Source organism: Hyphomicrobium sp. (assembly GCF_003987855.1).
GTDB lineage: Bacteria > Pseudomonadota > Alphaproteobacteria > Rhizobiales > Hyphomicrobiaceae > Hyphomicrobium_B.
Map to the genome: position 1 here is coordinate 540,131 of NZ_RXIZ01000015.1, position 23,614 is coordinate 563,744.

22 protein-coding genes are annotated in these 23,614 nt (G+C 61.0%); 10 read left to right on the forward strand and 12 right to left on the reverse strand.

The features are described 5' to 3' along the window. The first annotated feature begins 128 nt into the window (after positions 1–128). Positions 129–836, forward strand: a complete 708-nt coding sequence (locus EKK30_RS15555) for a DUF2750 domain-containing protein (protein WP_290986452.1) — start codon at positions 129–131, stop codon at positions 834–836. 125 nt (positions 837–961) lie between these two features. Next, on the forward strand, positions 962–2,494 hold the full coding sequence (locus EKK30_RS15560) for an acyl-CoA carboxylase subunit beta (RefSeq protein WP_290986453.1): 1,533 nt from the start codon (positions 962–964) through the stop codon (positions 2,492–2,494). Between the two features lie 82 nt (positions 2,495–2,576). Here the strand turns inward: EKK30_RS15560 and EKK30_RS15565 are convergent, their stop codons facing one another. Together EKK30_RS15565 and EKK30_RS15570 are read right to left on the reverse strand one after the other, a co-directional pair. After that, positions 2,577–2,828, reverse strand: a complete 252-nt coding sequence (locus tag EKK30_RS15565; RefSeq protein WP_290986455.1) for a hypothetical protein — start codon at positions 2,826–2,828, stop codon at positions 2,577–2,579. Positions 2,829–2,972: 144 nt separating this feature from the next. After that, positions 2,973–3,680, reverse strand: coding sequence for a ParA family protein (locus EKK30_RS15570; protein WP_290986456.1), 708 nt, complete (start codon positions 3,678–3,680; stop codon positions 2,973–2,975). A gap of 261 nt (positions 3,681–3,941) precedes the next feature. Here EKK30_RS15570 and EKK30_RS15575 point away from each other — a divergent pair, with 261 nt between their 5' ends. Next, positions 3,942–4,121, forward strand: coding sequence for a DUF1328 domain-containing protein (locus tag EKK30_RS15575; RefSeq protein ID WP_045835916.1), 180 nt, complete (start codon positions 3,942–3,944; stop codon positions 4,119–4,121). Positions 4,122–4,216: 95 nt separating this feature from the next. Here the strand turns inward: EKK30_RS15575 and EKK30_RS15580 are convergent, their stop codons facing one another. Beyond that, positions 4,217–5,077 (reverse strand): SAM-dependent methyltransferase, encoded by an 861-nt coding sequence (locus tag EKK30_RS15580; protein WP_290986458.1) that lies wholly within the window; start codon positions 5,075–5,077, stop codon positions 4,217–4,219. A 72-nt stretch (positions 5,078–5,149) separates the two neighbouring features. After that, entirely contained in the window at positions 5,150–5,911 is a 762-nt protein-coding gene (locus EKK30_RS15585; protein ID WP_290986459.1) for a glucose 1-dehydrogenase, read from the reverse strand. Positions 5,912–6,060: 149 nt separating this feature from the next. Between EKK30_RS15585 and EKK30_RS15590 the strand changes: the two genes are divergently transcribed. Continuing rightward, entirely contained in the window at positions 6,061–7,053 is a 993-nt protein-coding gene (locus tag EKK30_RS15590; protein ID WP_290986460.1) for a hypothetical protein, read from the forward strand. On the opposite strand, the gene EKK30_RS15595 is transcribed toward EKK30_RS15590, so the two are convergent. The 3 genes from EKK30_RS15595 to EKK30_RS15605 all read right to left on the reverse strand — a co-directional run bounded on the left by EKK30_RS15595 (position 7,054) and on the right by EKK30_RS15605 (position 11,344). Beyond that, a complete protein-coding gene (locus EKK30_RS15595; RefSeq protein ID WP_290986462.1) occupies positions 7,054–8,409 on the reverse strand; it encodes a cytochrome P450 in 1,356 nt (451 codons plus the stop codon). Between the two features lie 117 nt (positions 8,410–8,526). After that, positions 8,527–9,405 carry an NAD(P)-dependent oxidoreductase gene (locus EKK30_RS15600; RefSeq protein ID WP_290986463.1) on the reverse strand — a complete coding sequence of 293 codons (879 nt, stop codon included), beginning with the start codon at positions 9,403–9,405 and terminating at the stop codon, positions 8,527–8,529. 151 nt (positions 9,406–9,556) lie between these two features. Continuing rightward, entirely contained in the window at positions 9,557–11,344 is a 1,788-nt protein-coding gene (locus tag EKK30_RS15605) for a hypothetical protein (RefSeq protein ID WP_290986464.1), read from the reverse strand. A gap of 293 nt (positions 11,345–11,637) precedes the next feature. Here EKK30_RS15605 and EKK30_RS15610 point away from each other — a divergent pair, with 293 nt between their 5' ends. After that, positions 11,638–12,936: an MFS transporter gene (locus EKK30_RS15610; RefSeq protein ID WP_290986466.1), complete on the forward strand. Its 1,299-nt coding sequence runs from the start codon at positions 11,638–11,640 to the stop codon at positions 12,934–12,936. Here the strand turns inward: EKK30_RS15610 and EKK30_RS15615 are convergent. Beyond that, positions 12,933–15,365 (reverse strand): heavy metal translocating P-type ATPase, encoded by a 2,433-nt coding sequence (locus tag EKK30_RS15615; RefSeq protein ID WP_290986467.1) that lies wholly within the window; start codon positions 15,363–15,365, stop codon positions 12,933–12,935. The two genes, EKK30_RS15610 and EKK30_RS15615, sit on opposite strands and share 4 nt — an antisense overlap. A gap of 77 nt (positions 15,366–15,442) precedes the next feature. Between EKK30_RS15615 and EKK30_RS15620 the strand changes: the two genes are divergently transcribed. Both EKK30_RS15620 and EKK30_RS15625 read left to right on the forward strand, forming a co-directional pair. Next, complete coding sequence (locus EKK30_RS15620) at positions 15,443–15,718, forward strand: metal-sensitive transcriptional regulator (protein WP_290986468.1); 276 nt, start codon at positions 15,443–15,445, stop codon at positions 15,716–15,718. Between the two features lie 184 nt (positions 15,719–15,902). Next, positions 15,903–16,934: a L,D-transpeptidase gene (locus EKK30_RS15625; protein WP_290986469.1), complete on the forward strand. Its 1,032-nt coding sequence runs from the start codon at positions 15,903–15,905 to the stop codon at positions 16,932–16,934. A 33-nt stretch (positions 16,935–16,967) separates the two neighbouring features. On the opposite strand, the gene EKK30_RS15630 is transcribed toward EKK30_RS15625, so the two are convergent. Then, positions 16,968–17,477, reverse strand: a complete 510-nt coding sequence (locus EKK30_RS15630) for a CYTH domain-containing protein (protein WP_290986470.1) — start codon at positions 17,475–17,477, stop codon at positions 16,968–16,970. 331 nt (positions 17,478–17,808) lie between these two features. Between EKK30_RS15630 and EKK30_RS15635 the strand changes: the two genes are divergently transcribed. Beyond that, a complete protein-coding gene (locus EKK30_RS15635) occupies positions 17,809–18,603 on the forward strand; it encodes an SDR family oxidoreductase (RefSeq protein WP_290986472.1) in 795 nt (264 codons plus the stop codon). 75 nt (positions 18,604–18,678) lie between these two features. Here EKK30_RS15635 and EKK30_RS15640 read toward each other — a convergent pair whose 3' ends face one another. Then, positions 18,679–18,936 (reverse strand): hypothetical protein, encoded by a 258-nt coding sequence (locus EKK30_RS15640; RefSeq protein WP_290986473.1) that lies wholly within the window; start codon positions 18,934–18,936, stop codon positions 18,679–18,681. Between the two features lie 84 nt (positions 18,937–19,020). Further along, positions 19,021–19,764 carry a CAP domain-containing protein gene (locus tag EKK30_RS15645; protein WP_290986474.1) on the reverse strand — a complete coding sequence of 248 codons (744 nt, stop codon included), beginning with the start codon at positions 19,762–19,764 and terminating at the stop codon, positions 19,021–19,023. 190 nt (positions 19,765–19,954) lie between these two features. On the opposite strand from EKK30_RS15645, the gene parC reads away from it, so the two are divergent. Together parC and EKK30_RS15655 are read left to right on the forward strand one after the other, a co-directional pair. Beyond that, positions 19,955–22,204 carry a DNA topoisomerase IV subunit A gene (gene parC, locus EKK30_RS15650; protein ID WP_290986475.1) on the forward strand — a complete coding sequence of 750 codons (2,250 nt, stop codon included), beginning with the start codon at positions 19,955–19,957 and terminating at the stop codon, positions 22,202–22,204. 60 nt (positions 22,205–22,264) lie between these two features. Next, positions 22,265–22,735: a hypothetical protein gene (locus EKK30_RS15655; RefSeq protein ID WP_290986476.1), complete on the forward strand. Its 471-nt coding sequence runs from the start codon at positions 22,265–22,267 to the stop codon at positions 22,733–22,735. Between the two features lie 24 nt (positions 22,736–22,759). Here the strand turns inward: EKK30_RS15655 and EKK30_RS15660 are convergent, their stop codons facing one another. Further along, entirely contained in the window at positions 22,760–23,527 is a 768-nt protein-coding gene (locus EKK30_RS15660; protein ID WP_290986477.1) for an arginyltransferase, read from the reverse strand. Between the last annotated feature and the right edge of the window lie 87 nt (positions 23,528–23,614).

Sequence of the window (23,614 nt, forward strand, 5' to 3'; positions counted from 1 at the left end):
GGAATCTGGTCCCTGATGTATCGACCTTGCACTCTTCGCAGCAAATAGCAGAGCCCTCCCGCTTGCTCTCACTTGCCCTGCCGCTGACTATCAAGAACACTTTCGAAGTGATTCGAGGTCGATGACCAATGCTCAACGCGCCGCGCATTCCTGAGCTAGCGCAACGCGACCGGTTCGTGCGCCGGGCGGTTGCCGAAGGGCGCGTGCTGACGCTGGCGGACGAGGAGAATGCCTCGGTACCGTCTCAGAAAGTCGCCGGTCGCACGGTCCAGCTCTTCTGGTCGAGCCCGATCGAGGCTGGCCGCTGGGCGGAGGCGCTGGCAGGCAACCGAGAGCTGCAGGATCTCTCGCTCGAGGTCTTTGCGACCGACCTCCTGCCGGGCATCGCGACCGCCAAGGGCTTCGTTGGCACCGATTGGGTGTCCGATCCGATCGAAGCCGAGATTGACCCCCGTGACCTTCTGATCCGGCTGAAAACCGAAGCAATCCCTCATTATGCAAACGCCGCCCGCGAGCGCCGCGAAGTTTACCTTGTCGGCAATGCCGAAGGTCCGATGCTGACGCCGGGCAGCCAGAAGCCGCGCACGCCGGAGCGGCTGCATGTGTTTGCCACGCGCGCCGACGCCGAAGCGCACATGAAGAAGATCTCTGGTAAACGCGTGATCGTCGATCCGCTGCCCAATTTCATCGGGGCGACCTTGCCCTGGGCAGCCGCGGGGAAGTACCCCGTTATGATCGAGCCGATCCGTGGCGCAGGCTTCCTCGAGGTGAAGCCCCCTGAGCTGACCACCCGGCTCACCGAAGACGCAGCCGAAGGCGTAATAAAAACCGCCTGATTCCCGGCATTTGAAAGCGGTTAAGGGTCCGGTTCCGCTTTGCGACAACTCACCGTTTGCGCCGTATGGGAGCCATGCTAGAGAGCCCTTCCGGCAGATTTCGCCCGAGCCAGGCAAGGGGTTCCATGAAAGACATTATCGATGAGCTTGAAAAGCGCCGCGACAATGCCCGTCTCGGTGGCGGACGTGCCCGCATTGACGCCCAGCATGCCAAGGGCAAGCTGACGGCGCGCGAGCGCATCGAGCTCTTGATGGATGATGGCTCGTTCGAAGAATTCGATATGTACGTCGAGCACCGCTGCACCGACTTCGGCATGGAGAAGACGAAGGTTCCGGGCGACGGTGTCGTCACGGGCTGGGGCACGATCAACGGCCGCGTCGTCTACGTCTTCGCCAAAGACTTCACGGTGATGGGCGGCTCGCTTTCGGAGACGCACGCAAAGAAGATCACCAAGATCCAGGACATGGCGCTGAAGAACCGCGCCCCCATCATCGGCCTGTTCGACGCCGGTGGTGCCCGCATCCAGGAAGGCGTGGACGCGCTCGGCGGCTATGGCGAAGTCTTCACGCGCAACGTGCTGGCCTCCGGCGTCATCCCGCAGATCTCGGTCATCATGGGACCGTGCGCGGGCGGCGACGTCTACTCGCCTGCCATGACCGACTTCATCTTCATGGTGAAAGACACGAGCTACATGTTCGTGACCGGACCTGACGTGGTGAAGACGGTGACGAACGAGACAGTGACCGCCGAAGAGCTAGGCGGCGCCAAGGTTCACACCACAAAATCTTCGATTGCGGACAAGGCCTACGAGAACGATCTCGAGTCGCTCCTGCAGATGCGCCGTCTGATGGATTTTCTGCCCTCGAGCAATCAGGCCGGCGTGCCGATCATCCCGACCAACGACAGTCCGGAGCGCATCGATCACTCGCTAGATACGCTCATTCCGGACAATCCGAACAAGCCATACGACATCAAGGAGCTGATCCTCAAAGTCGTCGATGAAGCGGATTTCTTTGAAATTCAAGAAGCCTTCGCCAAGAACATCGTGACGGGCTTTGCTCGCATGGAAGGTTCTACCGTCGGGATCATCGCCAATCAGCCGATGGTGCTTGCAGGCGTGCTCGACAGCGACGCGTCGCGCAAGGCGGCCCGCTTCGTTCGCTTCTGCGATTGCTTCGACATTCCGCTCGTGACCTTCGTTGACGTTCCGGGCTTCCTGCCTGGTACGGCGCAGGAATACGGCGGCCTAATCAAGCACGGCGCGAAGCTGCTGTTCGCCTATGCCGAGGCCACGGTGCCGAAGGTTACGGTCATCACGCGCAAGGCCTATGGCGGCGCCTACGACGTGATGAGTTCCAAGCACATTCGCGGTGACGTCAACTACGCATGGCCCACCGCCGAGATCGCAGTGATGGGCGCCAAAGGCGCGGCGGAGATCCTTTATCGGTCGGAGCTGTCGGATCCCGTAAAGATCCAGGCACGCATTGACGAGTACAAGAAGCGCTTTGCCAATCCCTTCGTCGCCGCCGAACGCGGCTATATCGATGAGGTCATCACGCCCTCCGCGACGCGTAAGCGGCTATGCCGCGCACTAAATATGCTGCGCAACAAGACGCTCGAAAATCCCTGGAAGAAGCACGACAATATTCCGCTTTAAGCGGAGTAAACGGCGGCAGGGTCCAAACCTAGCCGCCGTGTGATGCGTAATGTGGCGCCGAGTCTAAACCTCGGCGCGGCTCTCAGAAGCCGATCCAAACGCCGCGGCGCCAATAACCGCGTCCTTCATGTTCGCGCCAGCGATAATGCTCGGCCTCGCGCCAACGCCAGTTGTCGGGATGCACGACGACGCCGAAGCCGGGATCGTAATTGTACCGGTGCCGGACGTGCCAGCAATCGCCTTCGCCGTTGCATACGATATCGGCGGAGGCCGTCGTCGCAGTGAACCCGAGCATGGTTGCTCCGAGTAGCGCAGCCGTCGTGACAAATTTCATCGGGCTTTCCTCCTTGTTGCTTACGGCGGCAGGAAAACAAGCTCGCGGCGGGATAGTTTCCCAACGCGATTCTCTTTGACCGATTTGTAAGAAAGCGAAGCTTGGCCTCGTGGCGAATTGCTCGCCACTTAGAAAACGTCACGCTCAACGCGATGAGTACACGCCATTCGCCCTGCGGACATGGCGCAAAACCCTTTTGAGCACGCTCGCCATGAGTTGGTTCGCGCGCTCGTTGAGCGCCAGCTCGTTTGTCTCGGTCACCGACTTGCCGCGGTTATGCGCGCGCCGGTAGCCGAGCCGTTCGGGAAGCGATCCTTCGAGAGCCTCGAAGCCGGTCGTGTCGAGATAGTGCCGCGCCCACCGTTCTTCCTTCGGATCCAATATCCGGCAGAGGGCAACGAACAGCCTGTCTTTGGGAATGCCGATCTGCTCGAGCTCGTAGAGCAGGAGGGTCACAGGGTGGAGATCGTCCGAACTCGTGCCGGTTGGCAGGATGATGAGGTCCGACGCGCGCGCGACTTCGAAAGTCTCAGGCGAGAGATGACCGGGCGTATCGACCACGACGAGATCGAAGTCTTCAGCCTGCGCAAGCGCATCGCGTACGGACGAAAATGCCTGGGCATCGACCGGGTGTTTGGCGCGCATGGACGCCCGCGTCGTGGACCAGCGGACCGACGTCTGCTGGCCGATGTCGAGATCGACAAGCCTCACCCGCAGGTCGCCCTGGGTTGCTACAACCGATATGGCTCTCGCCAGCGTGCTTTTCCCGACGCCGCCTTTTTGGCCAATAACGGATAGAACGACGGGCATAGTGAACCAATGCGGGCAACGAAGATGATCAACGCTGGTCACACGCTACCGCTCGGAAGCGGGGCGGCCAAGTGGTTTGATCCGCCCGCGGTGCGCTCTGAGCGTTAATCTTCGCGCAGGGGCGAGAATATCGAGACCCCGCCGACGCGCCGCCCTCGGGAGCCGGCCGGCATTGCCAAATGAGCTGGTGTGGCAACTGGGCCGTTTCGCGATGCAGAATAATCGCAGCGCCTACCAACACACGGAACCGAAGGACTCCTGACCGCGTTTGGTCCGCAACGACATATGAGGATGGAGGACCACATGGGTGGTAATCTCATTTATTACGCGATCGTCTTTCTTATCGTTGCGATCGTAGCTGCAGCACTTGGTTTTGGTGGCGTTGCCGGTACGGCCATCTCAGGCGCCCACCTGTTGTTGATGGTCGCTGTTGTGTTCATCGTTGTCGGACTTCTGGCTGGCGTACTCCGACGCGGTGTCTAAAAATCTTGGCGCAAGCCAAGATGGCGGCTCCCTCAAAAGGGTCGCGCAAGCCCCGGCGCTCAGCCACGCCGGGGTTTTGTTTTGCCTGCACGGCATCAATCCGGAACGGGAAGCGCGTAGCCCGCGTCGTTCTTGAAGTTCCGCCGCTCTGCGGGGACGAAGAGAGCGCGCATCGCCATCACCACGCCAGCCAACACGGGAAGCTGCATCTTCCGTTGCAAACGCTCGGCTTGCTCACCCAAGTAGAGCATCTTCTCGCAAGACCAGCGATGCTGGCGGAAGAACTCAGTCCAATCCGCCGGCTGAAATAGGAACGGCGCATTCTCGGTTTTCTTTGACATCGTCCGGTGACGAAACTTCAACAGCTCCGACGAGAAATAATCGACGATCCAGAACGCCGCGTGATCAAGGACGCGAAGGTCGTCAGCGAGCGTTCCCACTTGGTCGTTGGTGAGATATGGGATGACGCCCTCCGTCAGGACCAGCATCTTTCCTGATTTCGCATTGGCGTCGGCAAGGAGCGCGCGCCGCTCTGCGTCGTTTGCAAGATCGCACTTCACGCGTGTCAACTGAAACCGCGGCGTCTCCTTCGCCAACAGCCGTTCCTTGTATTCGATCATTGCCGGGTAATCCGCTTCGATCCACTGCAACGTCGAAGGCAGGTCCATGCGATAGGCGCGCGTATCGAGTCCGGCGCCGAGATTGAGGACGGTATCGACGCCGCGCGCGAGACAACCCCGGATGAGGTCGTCGATGAGACGCGTACGGACCGAAATGACCCACGCCGTGATGAACGGCCGCGGCATCGACTCCGCAATCCGCCGCCCGCGTTCTCCCGCAAGAACGGCTGCGAGTGGATCCTCGAACAAAGGCGACTTCTGCTTGCCCTCTACGCCGCGATAATGCGCAACCCAGAATGCGGTATCCGACACGTTCTCGATCGTAACGTTCGTCACGAAACAAACTCCCGCGAGTGATTGGATGTGAAAAGACCTAAAGCAGCGATTGCGTCACCCCCGCGACGCCGCTCACACGTAGATCATCTTTACGCTCATGCCGCCATCGATGATGATGTTCTGCCCCGTAACAAAGCCCGCGTCGTCAGCAAGGAACAGGCACGCGCGCGCAATGTCGTCCGGTACGCCCACGCGCCCAACGGGATGCTGGGACTTGTCGGCGTCGGAGTGGTGCGGCGCCTTCGCGCGGCCGGAAAACTGCCAGTCGCTGGTCTCGATCCAGCCCGGACTGATCGAATTGACCCGGATACCCGTGCCACCAAGGCTGATCGCCATACCGTGTGTCAGCGCGACGATGGCGCCCTTGGAGGCGCTGTAGGCTTCGGTATCGGCCTCCGACATGAATGCCCGGGTCGACGCGATATTGACGATAGCGCCGCCTTGGTGTCGCTTGATCATCTCGCGCGCGACGGCTTGCGAGCAAAGAAACGTGCCCCGCACGTTCACCGCTTGAACGTGATCGAAGTCTTCGACCTTCAGGTCCAAGAACGGCGCGTTCGCATTGATGCCCGCGTTGTTGACAAGCACGCTCGGGCAGCCAAGCTCGTCGACCGTGCGTGCAATCCATCTTTGCACGTCGTCTGGCCGGGAGACGTCGACGTGATCATAAAGCGCCCTGCCGCCGAGCTTCTGAATATGCGTCAGCGCTTCGTCTCCGGCATCGCGCACGGTATCGGCAATCGACACCGCATATCCGGCCTCCGCAAAGGCATAGGCGATCCCCCTGCCGATACCCTGCGCCCCGCCTGTCACAGCAACGATCTTTTCCGTCATGACGATGTCCCGATAAGCGTGTGATGGCGGCGGAAACCACCGGCGCGCGAACGCCTGTCGTAGCCGCGCCATCTAAACGCCGCAACCTCCGACGATAGCCATGCCAGCACCTGCGGCAGGTCGCAGCGCAGGCGCCGGGGAGGGAAAGAATGGCGCAACCCGTCGCAGTCGTTTTCGTGCATGGCATCCACACGTTCGCACCCGGCTATCACGCCCGGATGCAGGATGCGATCGAAGCCAGGCTGCCGAAGCGGGTTCGCGATCTTGTCACCTTCCGCTCCGTTTTCTGGGCTGAACGCGTCCGTCAGCGCCAGAAGGAATACCTCGATGCGGTTTCCGAGAAGCGCCTCTTTCCGGTGACGGCGTATCGCAGCCTGGTCGTGCAGGGGCTGGGCGATGCGGCCGCCTACCAGAAGACCAAAAGCTTCCGCAATTCCTGCTACTACGAAATTCAGTCCGACGTGCGCGCGGTTCTCGAAAGTCTCGACTCGGACAACCTTCCGAACCGCCCGCTGATCTTCGTTGGTCATTCGCTGGGCTGCCACATCATCTCGTCCTTCATCTGGGACGTGAATACGATCAAAAGCTGGGACGAGGCGCGTTTGGCGCTGGAAGGCGAGGAGATCCGCGAGTTCTCCGACTACTTACGAAACGGTTCAGCCTTTCGCCGTCTCGATACGCTCGCAGGGCTCGTGATGATGGGCTCCAACATGCCGCTTTTCACATTCACGTTCGGCCCGAGCCGCATCATGCCGATCACCTCATCGCGAGACCCGGGCACGCCGCCGGCATTTCCTGGCAGAAACCTTGATCTCGGCATGCGCGCCCGCGCCCGATGGCTAAACTATTACAGTCGCAACGATCTGCTCGGCTATCCCTTGAAGCCGCTGAACGAGGCCTACGCCAACGAGGCGCTGCTCGACGATATCGAGGTCGCCTCGGAAGGCTGGCTCATGCGCGGCGTTGGACGTTTGTCGCAGCCGCTCGCCGCCTATCGCGCGCACACCGGATATTGGAACAACCGGCGCGTCATTCGCGGCACGGCTGATCTGATCTCTTCTCTTGCCTCGGTTGGGGAGCCGGCCGTGAAGCGGCGCTTTTCGTTCCGCCGGCAGCGGGAGGATGCAGCCGTCCCGGCATGATCAATCATCTCGCCGCGTCAGGGTGGCCGGAATGCCGTACTTTGGCGGCATCGTGATTTGAGGCATGATGTCGATCACAGCATCGGCGTTGAGCGTGAACCGATACTTCTGACCGACCGTCGCAAGAACAATCACGGCTTCCATCAGCGCGAAATGCACGCCGATGCAAAGCCGTTGCCCGCCCCCAAACGGATAATAGGCAAACTTCGGAAGGCGCGTCGCGAGACCGTCGAGCCATCGCTCGGGCAGGAAGCGCTCCGGCTCCGGAAAATACTTCGGATCGCGGTGGCTGACCCATTGGCTCATCAGCACCGTATAGCCTTTCTTGACGACGTAGCCGCCAAGTTCCAGATCTTCCGTCGCCTCGCGGCCGATGACGTACACCGGCGGATAAAGACGCATCGATTCGTTGATGACCGCGCTCGTGTAGGGAAGAGACGCGATGTCGCTTGCCTGCGCCGCGCGGCCGCCGAGAACACGCCGCCACTCCTCGACAAGCTTTGCCTCCACCTGCGGGTTTTGCGACAGCAGATACCAGCTCCACGTGAGAGAGAGCGCCGTCGTTTCATGACCCGCGAGGTACAGCGTCATGGCTTCATCGCGCAGCTGCTGCGAACTCATGCGCGTGCCGTCTTCATGCTGAGCAGCGATCATCGTCGACAGCAGGTCATTTCCGAGCGGCTGCCTTTTCTTTTCCGCAATGAATCCGTCGACCACGGCGTTCAGCCGGTCGAGTGAGCGCCGCAGTTGGTAATTCGCCGGTGTGGGCAGCCAAAGCGGCCATTGCACGGCTATGTCGAGCCGGTGAGTGAGGAGTTCGATCGCCTTGCGCAAGCTCTCGTCGATACGCGCGCGATCGCCATGATCATCCAGGCCGAAGAGCGTCTTCAGCGCGATGGCGCTCGTCAGCGAGCTGAACTCGAATTCGATGTCGACGGAACGGCCGGGCGTCCACCTCTCGAGCATGGCTTCGGTCAGCTCGGACATGATCGGCGCGTACGACAGCACCTGCGCCTTCAAGAAAGCCGGCTGCAAAAGGCGGCGCTGGGCAAGCCAGAAATCGCCTTCGCTTGTGACGAGTCCGTTGCCGAGGAGCGGCTTGAAGGTGCGCGCGCCGAAGTGCTTGATGTAGCTTCGCGCATCTGTGACGAGAACCTGCTGGATCAGCTCAGGATCGCTGACGAGAAACAGCCGCCAGCGCCCGATGCGGAAACTTGCGACCGGTCCATAGGTGCGTGCAAGATCATGAAAGAAGTCGACGCGACGCGGGCCGATTTGAGCGAGATTGCCGTAGATCCAGCTGCCCTTTGGCCCCGGTGGCAGACGCTCGCTCAAGGTGGCAATCGAAACGCTCATCTCGCGGCCTCGAAATCCGAAGCTGATCTGGCAATTCAGACGAAAGCAGGGCGCTCAGATTTGCACACAACCAATTATGCGGAAAGCGCGCGAGCTGTCACGCGAGGAGACACGCGTTCAGTTCGTACCCGCGTCTTTCGCAGCCAGTCCTCCGACTGCCGACCAATCGAGTTCGTCACCCCCGTTGGCGAGCAGCGTCAAAAATCTGTCGCGCAAAAGGCTGGCAAGGGGAAGCGGAACGCGAAGGTCTTCGCCCGCTGCGAGCGCCAGCCGAATGTCCTTCAATCCCAGAGGCGCGGCAAAACCCGCAGGCGTGAACGTCCCGCCCGCAATCATATTGCCGTACGTCTTGTACACGGGCGCGCCGAACAGCGTCGACGTCAGGATTTCGAGATACGCGTGTTTGTCGATGCCGGCTTTGCCAACCAGAGCCATCGCCTCGCCTAGAGACTCGATGACCGATGCGATGAGAAAGTTGCCGCTTAGCTTGACGATATTCGCGGCGTGCGCGTCATCGGAAACTACGAACGTCTTCTGTCCGATCGCATCGAGCAATGGCGACACCGTCTCGATAGCCTCGCGCTTCCCTGCGGCGACCACAAACAGTTTCGCGGCGGCTGCGGCGTCGGGGCGTCCGAACACCGGAGCTGCGACGTAACCTTGACCCGCTTCGCTATGTGCGTGCGCCAACCGCTTCGACAGCGCGGCGCTGATGGTGCTCAAAGAGACGTGGACGGCATTGGCAGGCAAGCTCTCGATAACGCCGCCCTTGTCGAACACGATGGCTTCGACGGGCTGGTCGTCTGCCAGCATCGTGAAGACGGCATCCGCTTTGCACGCCTCTGCGACAGTCGCGCCAACTTTTGCACCAATCGCCGCGAGAGCCTCAGCCTTTGCGCGCGTGCGATTGTAGACGGTGACTTCATGGCCCGCCTTGATGAGATTTGTGGCGATGCCTGTACCCATCTGGCCCAGGCCGATGAACCCGACTTTCATGCGTCCTCACACTCATTCGCATTGATGGAACGAACTATAGCTCATATGGAGCGACAGTATTCCTGCTGCCCTTACATGCCTGCCGGACGGCGAACGTTCCAATACGAAATACCGATCGCTTTCAGCATCACCGGAGATGATGCGACCGGTGCTAGGCGATTGCGCCGCGCAGGCCGGCCTGACCTTTGAGTTCGGCGACCGCTCTGCGAAGCTCCGCGTTTTCGAGACGTGCGTAGGCATCGGCGGCATGCCGGCCAAGGTTCTGCATCGTACGCTTCTCGTTGGCGTCGATGGCGGTTCCAGACTCGTGCGGGCCGTAGAACGTAATGGCGAAGCAATGCACGCGGCTCGCGGCCGGAATGGCGAGGAGCGGCATGTCGAGACCTGCCGGCAGGCCTGCGTCTTTGGCCGCGGCCTCGTTGATCACGCAGGGAACGCCGCGCAGCAGATTGCCGAGATCGGCATCGTTGAGTTTTAGGTCATTCGCGCCCCCGCTCCAGTGCGCCCCGGGCACATAACGGCTGAAGCCATCGTCGTGACGCCGGTACGTCGCCGCCGATGACAGCTTGAGAAGGCCCGCAAGCCTTGCTGACAGAATGCGGTCGATCTCGTCGCTGGTTTTTGCTTCGCGTATGGCTTCATCGAGAAGCTCTTCCGCCCGGTCGAGCGAGCGATTGAAGAATTCGTCGGCGACCTCGACCGACCATTCATGCAGCCGGCTGATCACGAAGAGGATGGCTGCGCCGACGAGTAGCCACGCCCAGCTTGGCAGCTCGACGAGATGGTGCAGATGTTCGGTCTGCTCATGCAGGAGCAGAGCCGGCAAGCTGGTGATCAGCGCCAGGAGCGTGACGCGACGCAACGGGATCGCCACGCTGACGACCCGTTGCCGCCGAACCGCTTCGACGACGAAGAGGCAGAGCACGCCGTTGACGAGGTAGAGCAGTCCCGCGACGTCCTCCGGCAGGAACAGCCCGTCCCAATCGGTAAGCAGGGTCGTGTATTCATTGAGGTCGGCGATGACGAACGCAGGCAGTCCGATCAGGCATCCCCACATCACCCATCGCAAACGCTGGTTGTCCTTCGGCGATAGCGTGTGACGCCGCATCAGCAGTATCGTCACCGCCGCCGCGCTGACTGCGATGCCGAACAGGATGGTGATGCGGCTCAGCAGCTCCGTCGGGTATCCGAACGCGCTGCCATACGACGCCATCAGCGCCACCGCGAGAACGCCGCCGAGCCAAGGCAGCGCCCGCTCGGTGCGTGCCCATTCCGGCTGCAAAGTGCCGGTCGGGGCGCGGATCGCGAAGATGAGCAATCCGACATAGCCCGCAGCCTGAATGATGCAGCCGAAAGCGTTTTGAGCAATGAGCAGGATCGGCCAGCGCTGCAAGTGCGCATAAAACTCATAAGCCTGACCGGGATTGAACCAGATCGCGTAGAGGAAGAAGGACCAACTCATGACGCCGGGCCTCGTCCACACGAGCCACGCGGCGCCGAAAATGACAGCGATACCCGCCAGCTGCTGCAGGGCGAGAACGATCTTCACAAGCAGACTGGTCGGTCGCGGAGCGGCGGTGAGATGAACTTGCCGCGCAGCTTCGGTGCCATTCGGCAGTAGATCGAATGTCGCCTCGACGCCGGGGAGCACGTATTCATTCCCGCCGACGGCCGAAATGGTCGCCGCACAAACCTCGCGGTCATAGGGGATGCAACGCATGCGCGAGAAATCGATGCGATCGCCCTCGCGCACTCCGGCCTTCCATGCGGGCGATTTATCCTCGACCAGAAATGGACCCGCAACGTCGTAGATCAGCCCGTTGCTGTCGGCGTAAAAGCCGAATGAGCCGAGCGGGCGAACGACGCGTGCGAAATCCGGCACGATCATCGCGAGCGCCCAGACCACCAACCCGAAGAGCAGAACCCGCTTCCAAATCATCTGTCGTGTGCTCTCGCCGGCGGCCCAACATTAAAAATGACGCGAACTTATCCCCGCTTCCTGAGGCGATGCTAGAATGCCTTCAGTTTGGACCGCAAAGGAAGCCGATGTTGCCAGTATCAAAGGAAGCTTATGACATTGTTAAAGAATTTGGTTCGGGCGGAAGCGGCAGGCGCTCCGGCGTTTTTCCGACTGCGCCACGAGCATGGCTCGTATCGCTCGGTCGCGCTGGTTTTTAATTATGATCATCATATAAGGCGCGCATCGAAATTCATCCCTCGGACCTCCTGACCATGATGGCATCGCCGTTTGTTTCTGCCTTTGCGAAGCGAAACCTCCACTACGGCTGGGTCGTCGTCGCGGCAACGTTCCTGACCATGCTCGTCACTGCGGGCGCGGTTGGCGCGCCGGGCGTGTTCATCGTGCCGCTGGAGAAGGAGTTCGGCTGGAAGACGTCCGAGATTTCCTCTGCACTCGCGATCCGCTTTGTTCTGTTCGGCCTGATGGGCCCGTTCGCGGCCGCATTCATGAACCGCTTCGGCGTGCGCCGGATCGTTCTGACGGCGTTGACGATTGTCGCCACGGTGCTCGCCGCCTCGCTCGCGATGGCGCAGCTCTGGCAACTCGTTCTGCTATGGGGCATCGGCGTCGGTCTCGGCACGGGACTTACCGCCATGGTGCTGGGAGCGACGGTCGCGACGCGATGGTTCGCCGAGCGCCGAGGTTTGGTGATGGGCATGCTTTCTGCCAGCACCGCGACCGGCCAGCTTATCTTTCTGCCGCTGCTCGCCAAGATGACGGCGCTTTACGGCTGGCGGGTTTCGCTGTGCTTTATCTGTCTGATGATCGCTATTGCGGCGGCCGTGGTGTTTTTTCTGATGCGCGATCGGCCCGCGGATATCGGTCTTCCGCCGTACGGCGCAAAGGATGTCGTGCCGACGCCCGCACATTCCGAAAGCTTCACCGTGCTTCTGGCGACGCCGCTGGTGGTCCTGAAAGAAGCGGCGGGAACGGCCGCGTTCTGGGTCTTGTTCGCGACGTTCTTCATCTGCGGGTTGAGCACCAACGGGCTCATCCAGACGCACTTCATCGCCCTCTGCGGAGATTATGGCTTAGCGTCGGTAACGGCTGCAAGCGTGCTCGCGATGATGGGCATGTTCGATTTCTTCGGCACGATCGGATCGGGCTGGCTGTCCGACCGGTTCGATAATCGCTGGCTGCTGTTTTGGTATTATGGCCTGCGAGGTTTGTCGCTGCTCTACCTGCCGTACACCGACTTCACCTTTTACGGGCTGTCGCTCTTCGCGATGTTCTATGGCCTCGATTGGATCGCGACGGTGCCGCCGACGGTCAAGCTGACGACGCGCTATTTTGGAGCCGAGAAAACCAACGTCGTGTTCGGCTGGATCTTCGCTGGTCACCAGCTCGGCGCCGCGACAGCAGCCTACGGCGCCGGCTTCACGCGCACGGAATTCTCGACCTATCTTCCTGCGTTCTTTGCCGCCGGGGTCGCCTGCATCGTCGCGGCGGTGCTGGTGCTTTCGCTCGAAAAAGCCCCGCGAATGGCGGTTCTCGACGCCAAAACTGTCTAGTCGATATCGACCGTGCGAAGTCTCAAGGCGTTTCCGATCACGCTCACGGAAGACAGCGCCATCGCCGCCGCAGCGATGATCGGCGACAGCAGAAGGCCGAAGACCGGATAGAGAATGCCCGCTGCGATCGGAACGCCTGCGGCGTTGTAAATGAAGGCAAAGAACAGGTTCTGCCGGATGTTGGACATCGTGGCTTCCGAAAGCCTACGTGCTTTCACGATGCCTTCGAGATCGCCTCGAAGCAAGGTCACGCCCGCGCTTTCGATTGCAACATCGGTGCCGGTGCCCATCGCGATGCCGACGTCCGCGGCCGCCAGCGCCGGCGCATCGTTGACGCCGTCTCCCGCCATGGCGACAGCATGGCCCTGACGCTTCAAATCTTCGACGATGCGGGATTTGTCCTCAGGCAGAACATCGGCCTTGATATCGTCGATGCCGAGTTTCTTTGCGACAGCCTGCGCGGTGGTGGCATTGTCGCCGGTCAGCATAACCACGTGCACGCCACGCTCTTTCAACTTCCGCAAGGCCGAAAGCGTCGTCGCCTTGATGGGGTCGGCGATGGCGATGAGACCGGCTGCTTTGTTGTCGATAGCAACGTAGACCGCTGTTGATCCATCCGAGCGTAGCTTGTCCGCGTCCGCCTCCAAAGAACCAGTGGCTATCCCCGCTTCATCGAAGATCTTGGCGTTGCCGATGAGGACGTCGCGATCGTCGACGTGCCCCGAAACGCCCTTGCCGGAAGGCGCGGCGAAATTCGTGACGGACGAAAGACTCAGCTTGCGTTCGCGCGCCGATGCGACGATGGCGGCGCCAAGCGGATGCTCGCTCGCCTGCTCGAGGCTTGCCGCGAGGCGCAGCAGCTCGGCTTCCTCAATGCCGGAGGCAGCTCGGATTGTAACGACTTTGGGCTTGCCTTCGGTGAGCGTGCCGGTCTTGTCGACGACGAGCGTGTCGATGGCTTCGAGGCGCTCGAGCGCTTCCGCGTTCTTGATCAGCACACCCGATTGCGCGCCGCGTCCAACCCCGACCATGATCGACATCGGCGTCGCGAGGCCGAGCGCGCACGGACAAGCAATGATGAGCACGGAAACCGCGGCGATCAAAGCGTAGGAGAACTGCGGCTCCGGCCCGAACATCATCCACGCGACGAACGCGAGAACCGCGACGCCGATGACCAGCGGCACGAACCAACCCGCGACACGATCGACGAGACGCTGGATCGGTGCGCGACTACGCTGGGATTGGGCAACCATCTGCACGATGCGCGACAGCATCGTATCGCGGCCGACCTTCTGCGCTTCGATGATGAGCGCACCCGAGCCATTGATCGTTCCGCCGATGACCTTCGCGCCAATGCTCTTGCTGACGGGCATGGGTTCGCCCGTCACCATAGATTCATCCACGTTGCTTTTGCTCTCCGCCACATCGCCGTCGACCGGGATGCGCTCACCCGGTCGAACGCGGAGTCTGTCACCGACGGCGATGGCATCGATCGCCACCTCTTCGTCGGAGCCGTCAGGCTTCAGCCGACGCGCAGTCTTGGGAGCAAGCTTCAGAAGGGCCCGGATCGCTCCGCTCGTTTGCGCGCGCGCCCGCAGCTCCAAGACCTGGCCGACAAGAACCAGAACCGTGATGACTGCCGCGGCCTCGAAGTAGACCGGCGCCGCGCCATCCATGCTGCGAAGACTTGCGGGGAACATGCCCGGCGCCAGTGTCGCGACGACGCTATACCCCCACGCCACGCCCGTTCCGAGCGCGATCAGCGTGAACATGTTGAGGTTGCGTGTTTGAACCGATTTCCAACCGCGCTCGAAGAACGAAAAACCGGCCCAGAGTACGACAGGTGTCGCGAGCACAAGCTGCACCCAGTTCGAAACCGTGGGGCTGATGACGTGATGAAGGTTGAATATGTGCCCGCCCATCTCGAGTAGGAAGACCGGCAGCGCGAGCGCCAAGCCGACCCAGAGCCGCCGCGTCATGTCCTGCAGCTCGCCATCGGGCTCAGGCTCTGCGCTTACCAGTTCAGGTTCGAGCGCCATGCCGCAGATGGGACATGAGCCCGGTCCGACCTGTCGGATTTGCGGGTGCATCGGGCACGTGTAGATGGTGCCTTCCGGAAGGCTTTCCGCGGCCTCCGTCGCGGGCTCCAAATATTTGCCCGGATCGGCGACGAACTTCGTGCGGCATCCCGCACAGCAGAAGTAATAGGTCTGGCCGCCGTGATCGGCGCTGTGTTTGGCCGTCGCCGGGTCGACGCTCATTCCGCACACCGGGTCCTTGACAGTGTCGGCTGACGGCGTGGCGCCGTCATGGCCCATGTGACCATGATGAGAGTGACTGCGGGCTTTCTCGCCATGCGGGCTCGCACTCGACCCGCAGCAGCCCTGTGCGCCACTCCCGTGCTCGGATGACGGTTTGTCCGCGGTCATGGCGCCTCTTCACGTGACATGGATTTCTTAACCAGCGTGATTGACGGGATATACCCCCATAGGGTATGCGTCAAGGCATGCAGAAACCGACAAAGACCGCTTGTCTCAAACGCCTGAGCCGCATCGAAGGTCAGGTTCGCGGCCTCGCCAAGATGGTGGAGGAAGGCCGGTATTGCATTGACGTCGTCACGCAAATATCGGCCGTGCGTGCTGCTTTGCGTCGCGTCGAGGAGGAGGTGCTCCGCGACCACGTCGCCCACTGCGTCGAACACGCGATCGCAAGCGGCAATTCGGCCGATCAGCGCCGCAAGGTTGCGGAGCTGATGGACGTCCTGTCCCGCACCTCGCGCTAAAGATGCGATAGCCCCAAAAACCGGCCTTTTATCAACCTTGAGCGTTTCGCTGCTACAATTTGATCTGCTTGTCGTAGGCGGATGCCTTTGATTTGCCACGCCGTTGACGACTTCGCAGGGCAAGCATCCGCGCGAAGGAATGCCGGGGCGAATGCTTCGCCTCAACTGACAAGCGGGAACTGTCATGTTGGCTCGGAACTCAAAAAAAACGTTTCTATTGGCGATAGCGTCGATCTCTTTACTGGCCGGCTCGGCAAGCATCGCCGCGGCTCAGCAATGGTCACCCTGGGACGGTCCGCGCTACAGCGCGCCCTATGGCGACGATCGCTACGACGATGAAGGTTCGCGCGCCGACAATCGCTACGATCCCTACAACGATCCGCGCCGCTACGACCCCCGGTACAATGGCGACGATGACGGCTCGTTCGACCAGCGCGATTCAGGCCCCCGCGTCGATCGCCGCGACAATTATCGCGACAACTACCGCGACACCTACCGCGATCCGGGATCCCGCGGCCGGTACGAAGATCGCGACGATTACGGCGCATGGGATGCGGCGCCCTCGCAGGAGGAAGAAGACCGCCTCAGCAAATCGCAGGGCGCCAACGGCGGTCCGCGGCCGCCTATCCGCGCCGTCGCGCCGCCGACAGTCGCGTTCAGCGGACCTTACGCCCCGGGCTCGATCGTGATCGATACGAGTGCGCGCAAGCTCTATTACGTGCTGACGTCCAATACGGCTTACGCCTATCCAATCGGCGTCGGCCGGCAAGGCTTCGCCTGGACCGGCAAGGAGAAGGTGTCGCGCATCGCCGACTGGCCCGATTGGTATCCGCCCGCAGAGATGCGACAGCGGCAGCCTGGGCTTCCCGTCCGCATGCTCGGCGGCATACGCAATCCGCTGGGCGCGAAGGCGATCTATCTCGGCAACACGCTGTACCGCATTCATGGAACGAACGAGCCGAAGTCGATCGGCACCGCGGCGTCGTCCGGATGCTTCCGCATGATGAACGAGAATGTTCTACACCTCGCGTCGCTCGTGCATGTCGGCACGGAGGTGACCATCGTGCGGTCGCTGGGCGGAAGGATCGCGTCTTCGGCAAAGGCAGCGCCGTCTCGTCCTAAGTCGGCCTACGTACCCTACGCGCCGAGGCAGATCGATCGCCGTCCCTTCGATGACGCGGACGATTACTACAATCCGTATTACGGCTGGCGCTGAGGCACGAAGGCGAGGGGATCGACCTCGCCTTCTTTATAGCGCGTCGCCGTCGTCGACAGGCGGATTGCCGTCGCCATCCCAGGTGACGAAGGGATAGCGGGCAAGGTTGGAATTGCCATAGCGGCGATCTTTGGTGACTTCCTCACCGACCCACGGTGGCAGCGCAAGTTCCTGATCGGCATGCTTGAGCTCGGCTTCCGCCAGGACGAGGCCGCGATTGGCGCCTTCGAACACATCCACGGCCCACACGACGCCCTCGTACGGCACATTGTGACGGATTTTGCTGATCATAGGCTCGATGCTGAACTGCTTGATCATCTCCGCAGCTTCAGCTTTCGGAATTTCATACTCGTATTCGTGACGAACAAGCTGCCCACCCTCGCTCTTGAGCGTGATGAAGCCCTTGTCGCCATAGATCCGGATACGTGCGCGGAGAAGGGGAGTGCGGGCGAAATAGCCTTGAACGATGCGCGCCGATCCCGTCGAAGCCTGACGCCAAGTATCGCCTCGAGTCAGAAATTTCCGTTCGATCTCGAGCGCCATTTCATCTCCTAGGCAACAACATCACGTTTTGCCTCGGGTTCCATTGCGGTCCGCGGCTGCGGCCGATCATTAGATCTTTTCTACGACAGTGGAGTTGCTGTTGGAGGCGCGGGGAGTGACTGAGGCTTTGCATCGTTAACGCTGCAGCATTCGAAAAATTCGAATCGTAGGCTGCAACTCTTTCTCGCCGACATCGTAGCAGGATCGTTCTCTTCCCCGGCGGCATCCGTGACGCAGATCAATATTTTGTCTTGCATTCGCAGTCCGGAAGTTCCGATCTAGCGCACGTTTCACCTGCCCCGTCCGATCACATTCCCTTTGGAGCCGGCCCATGAAAATCGATCTGACCGACAAAACCGCTCTCGTGACCGGCTCGACCGCCGGCATAGGGTTGGCCGTTGCGAAAAGCCTTGCGCAGGCGGGAGCGAAGGTTGTCATAAATGGCCGGAAGCAGGAGACGGTCGATCGCGGCGTCGCAGCCGTTCACGACGCCTGCAAGGCCGCCGCCGTCTCGGGAGTGGCTGGAGACGTCGCCACGGCCGAGGGCTGCGACGCGCTTATCAAGGCGGTGCCCTCGGTAGACATCCTGATCAACAACGCCGGTATCTTCGAACCCAAACCCTTCTTCGACATCCCTGACGCGGATTGGACGCGCTTCTTCGAAACGAATGTCATGTCGGGCGTGCGCCTGTCGCGCGCCTACCTGCCGGGCATGCTCGAGCGCAAATGGGGGCGGATCATTTTCATCTCGTCAGAATCGGCCGTGAACATCCCGGTCGAGATGATCCACTACGGCTTCACGAAGACCGCCCAGCTCTCGATTGCGCAAGGCCTGGCCCAGCTCACTGCGGGCACCGATGTCACGGTCAATTCCGTCCTCCCGGGGCCGACGCGTTCCGAGGGCGTCGAAGAGTTCATAAAGTCGATGGCCGAAGGCGCTGGCAAAACGCCGGACGAGATGGCGGCGACATTCGTCAAGACGCACCGGCCGACATCCCTCATTCAACGCTTCGCCAGCGTCGAAGAAGTGGCGAACATGGTCATCTATGCGGCCTCGAAGGAAGCTTCCGCGACGAACGGCGCGGCGCTTCGCGTCGAAGGCGGCATCCTGAGAACGATCGGTTGAGGCCGCGGGCACTGTCGCCCTGCGCTGTCTGTGGCCGCCCGACGCGAGATCGGGCGGCTTTCGCGTCTCTGAAGCTCAGGGATTGGGAGATTTCGGCACTTCGATCTTGACGCCGGGGGCCTCGATCTTAGTGCCCGAATTGTCCTTTTCGATATGAGCATAAGGAGCGTCGATCGTTGTTTTGCCGGTCGATTTGTCCGTGTCGACGCTTGCTGCCGGTGCTTGTACCTGAACCGGCGGCTCCGTTCGCCGGAAGGCAGAAACAGCTGCCATGACGGCAACGACGGCGATGAGGCTTAGCGCAATGAAGATCAGAAGCTGGCGAGTCTGCATGGCGTCTCCCCTTTTGCTTTGATATTCGCAATTGATGGCAGACCCACTGCCAGCGGGGAAGTATCAACACAGCCAAAATCGCTGCTAAGGAGTAGTTGAACGCGTTGCAATATCCAAAGTGGGCGCGCCGTTCGCTCCAGCCTTGAGCGTATATAGCTTTTTGTTTTCTGCGGTTATGCGGGCGATTTCGCTTCCTGAGGAAAATATACCGCCCGGTTGGGAAATGACGAGTTGGTCCTGTGAGCACGACGTGTGCACAACGGACACTCCAGGTTTTAAATCGTAGGACTTGCCGCCGAAGGCATACGTCACCGCGACTTTCGCAACGTTTCGGATTTTGAACGTCAGGCTCTTCGCCGCCGGCTGCCCGAACAGTTCGACGGAGATGAACTTCGGTTTGGCGCCCGGCGCGCGCGCAACCCCCACGCCGATCTCCGATATGCTCGCCCGCAGAATGTTGGCGCGATGCGGTGGCGAGTTCATCCAACCCGCGATTGCCTGAAGGGCGAGCGCGCCCGTGTCATAGCCGGCGGCGTTTTCATCCATCGCCAAATTCTCTGCGATGTCGCAATGCTTATAGCCTGCAGCTTCCGCGCGTTGAGCCGGCGTCCGCCCGTCGGCCGTGTGAGAGAACTTGCCGCTGTTCGCTACACTTTGGGCAAACGCGCGGGCCGCCTTCGACAGCATGGCGTCGACCTTCAAGGCCGGCAGGTTCTTCTCCTGGCGGACTTGATTCGTCATGTCCACGATGTGCTGTTCGACCTTAGGTAGGTCGGGAACCAGTGCCCCCATCGTATTAGCAGCCCCTTGGCCGGTGAGTGTCTCCAAGCATTAGGCGCTCCATCGCGCCAGCGCCATGGCGATGATCTCTAAAGGGATTGTCCTTGTGGATGGCGCCACGCACCTGTGGACGCGGCGTGGAGTGCTTGCGCCCAAATGGCGCGGTGAGCGGTACCGGCCGAGCGCTGCGAGGGCCCAGGCTTGAGCGCTCTCCGGTAGCGCTGTAGAGGTTCGCCTCATGAGTGACAAACCGATTCTTCCGGGCGAAGGCCCCATCGAGCCCGTCGAGCTGAGATCGGCGCTTGAAGAGCGTTATCTCGCCTACGCCCTTTCGACCATCATGCACCGCGCGCTTCCGGACGTGCGCGACGGCCTGAAGCCTGTCCACCGGCGCATTCTTTACGCCATGCGGGAGCTGCGTCTCAATCCGGACGGCGGCTTTATCAAGTGCGCCAAGATCGTCGGCGAAGTGATGGGCGATTACCACCCGCACGGCAACCAGGCGATCTACGACGCGTTGGCGCGTCTCGCTCAGGATTTTGCCGTTCGATATCCGCTCGTCGACGGCCAAGGAAACTTTGGCAACATCGACGGCGATAACCCGGCTGCCGAGCGCTACACCGAAGCGCGCATGACTGAGATCGCCGCGCTTATTCTTGAAGGCATCGACGAAGAGACCGTCGATTTTCGCCCCAATTACGACGGCCGCGTCGAAGAGCCGGTCGTCCTCCCGGCCGCGTTCCCGAACCTTCTGGCGAATGGCTCTTCGGGCATCGCCGTCGGCATGGCGACCAGCATCCCGCCGCACAACGTCGACGAATTGTGCGCCGGTCTTCTGCACTTGATCAAGCATCCAAACGCGACCATCGAAAAGCTGGTCGAGATCATCCCCGGCCCGGACTTTCCGACCGGAGGCGTGATCGTCGAGCCGCGATCGCAGATCCTCGAAGCCTACAAGACCGGACGCGGCGGTTTCCGTCTGCGTGCCCGCTGGGAGAAGGAAGATACCAGCCGCGGCGGTTATCAGATCATCGTCACGGAAATTCCGTACGGCGTGCAGAAGGCCAAGCTCATCGAGAAGATCGCTGATCTCATGAGCGAGAAGAAGCTGCCGCTTCTGGGCGACGTGCGCGACGAGAGCGCGGAGGAGATCCGCCTTGTGCTCGAGCCCAAGAGCCGGACCGTCGATCCCGTTCTCCTGATGGAGAGTCTCTTCCGCTCCACCGAGCTCGAAGTTCGCGCCAGCCTCAATATGAACGTTCTATCGGCCGGCCAAATTCCCAACGTCCTCGATTTGCACGATGTGCTCTGGCAATGGCTTGAGCACCGCATCGAGGTTCTCGTTCGCCGCTCGACATATCGTCTGAAGAAAATCGAGCACAGGCTTGAAGTGCTCGACGGCTATCTGATCGCTTACCTCAATATCGACGAGGTGATCCGGATCATCCGCCGCGAGGATGATCCTAAAGCCAAGTTGATGTCGAAGTTCAACTTGAGCGACGTCCAGGCCGAAGCCATCCTGAACCTGCGCTTGCGGTCGTTGTCGCGGCTCGAGGAAGTCGAGATCAAGGCCGAGCACGACAAACTCTCGAAAGAGCGCCGCGAGTTGAAGCAGCTCTTGAAATCCGAAGAGCTGCAGTGGGAGCGCGTCGCCGAAGAAGTCAAGGAAACGCGCGAGAAGTATTCCAAGAAGACGCCGCTCGGCCGCCGCCGTTCCACTTTCGCCGATATGCCCGACGTCGATATCGACCTCGAAGCGGCGCTCGTCGAGAAAGAGCCGATCACCGTCATCATGTCCGAGAAGGGCTGGGTGCGCGCCCTCAAGGGCCATCAGGACGATCTGTCGAAACTCGAATTCAAGCAGGGCGATAGCCTGAAGCGCGCCTTGAAAGCCTCTACGACCGACAAGCTCGTCATCTTCACGACGAACGGCAAGTTCTTCACGCTCGAAGCGAGCGCGCTGCCCGGCGGGCGCGGTCATGGCGAGCCCGTGCGCCTGATGATCGATCTCGAAGAAAATCACGACATCGCCGAGATCTTCGTCCACGAGCCATCGCGCAAGCTCCTCGTTGCTTCGACCGGCGCTTACGGCTTCATCGTGCCCGAAGAAGAGGTGATCGCGTCGACCCGCAAGGGCAAGCAGGTGTTGAACGTCAGCGGGCCGGAAGAAGCGCGCGTATGCGTGCCCGTCAACGGCGACTACGTCGCGACCATCGGCGAAAACCGCAAGATGCTCATTTTCAAGCTCGACGAGGTCAACGAGATGACGCGCGGCAAGGGCGTCATCCTGCAGAGGATGAAGGACGGCGCACTGTCGGATGCGCGCGTCTTCAAGAAGTCGAATGGCTTGACCTGGCTCGACAGCGCGGGCCGCGAATTCACGCTGTCCTGGAGCGAACTTAAAGAGTGGGTCGGCGAGCGTGCACAGGCCGGCCGCGTGGCGCCCAAGGGTTTCCCACGATCCAATTCGTTCGGCCCGCGCTTTTAAGCGGCGCTGTTGACGAATGGCGCTTGTCGGCTGCGAGGCTCGAAGCTACGACTTCGCGCCATGGGTGGGTGTAGGAAACGCGTAGTCTGTCAGGCCGGAGGCTTCATTCTGGCGGCCTTTGTCGCATGCGGGACGTCGCGCGCCGCCGAAGTTCCGGCCACCTGCTCGCGTGAAGACTTCGAGAGCGTGGTTGAAGAAGCAGCCGGAAGTCTACGCGATCTCAATGCCAAGAACCGGCCGATGTTCCAGGAAAAGCTGCGCGAACTGAAGGACAAGCGCCATTGGACGCACGATGAGTTCATCGAGAAGGCCAAGCCTTTCGTCAAGGATGATAAGACGAGCGTCTACGATCAAAAGACGGATGAACTTCTCTCAGCGATTGCATCGATGGGGCAGGAGGGGGCGTCGGCTCAATCGCCGGATTGCGCCCTGATGGTCGAGCTTCGTACCCGCATGAAGCTGCTCGTCGACACGCAGCTCGCGAAGTGGGTCTATATGTTCCAGAAGCTCGACGCCGAACTCGCCAACTGAAGCGTTGGGCCGCGGCGAGGGAGATTAGCCCGCGACCTCTTCGTCCCTGGGCGCTGTTTCCCAGCGATCCGGTCCGAGGCGCTCCTGCGGCTTGAAGCGCGTCTTGTACGCCATCTTGCGCGAACCCTCGATCCAGTAGCCCAGATAGACGTGCGGCAGGCCGATGCGGCGCGCAAACGCCAGGTGTTCAAGGATCATGTACGTGCCGAGCCCGGCGTTCTCGTCCACGGGATCATAGAAGCTGTAGACCATCGAGATGCCGTCGGTCAGCCGGTCGCAAAGCGCGACGGCTTTCAACGGCCAGGCTTCGAAGTCGAGATCCTCGATGCCTTCCGGTTTGGCGCGATATTCCGTCAGGAATGTCTCGATCACCGTGTCCTCGACCATCATGCGATAGTCGAGCATCGTCATGTCGGCCATGCCGCCATCGCTATGGCGAGCATCGATGTAGGCGCGGAACAGCCGGAACTGCTCCATCGTCGGCGTCGGTGCCGTGCGACGGGCGACAAGCGAAGAATTCTTTCTCCACGTTCTACGCATCGAACGGTCAGGCTCGAACTCGTTGGCGAGAACGCGCACCGAAACGCAAGCTTGGCAGCCTTCGCAGTAGGGGACGTAAGCGATGTTCTGGCTTCGCCGAAACCCTGTCGTGAGCAGGCGGTCGATAAGCTCAGGCGGCTTGTCGTGCGTGAGGTGCGTGAAAAGCTTGCGTTCGAGCTTGCCGGGTAAGTAGGGGCACGGCTGCGGAGCCGTCACGTAGAACTCTGGAAACTTCTTTTGTTGCTCCGTCATTCAGACGCGTCCCTCGAGCTCGAGCGATCAATGATGATAGAAGTATGAAGAACCCAAATTCAAGGTATCGGCGATCACTACGCAGCA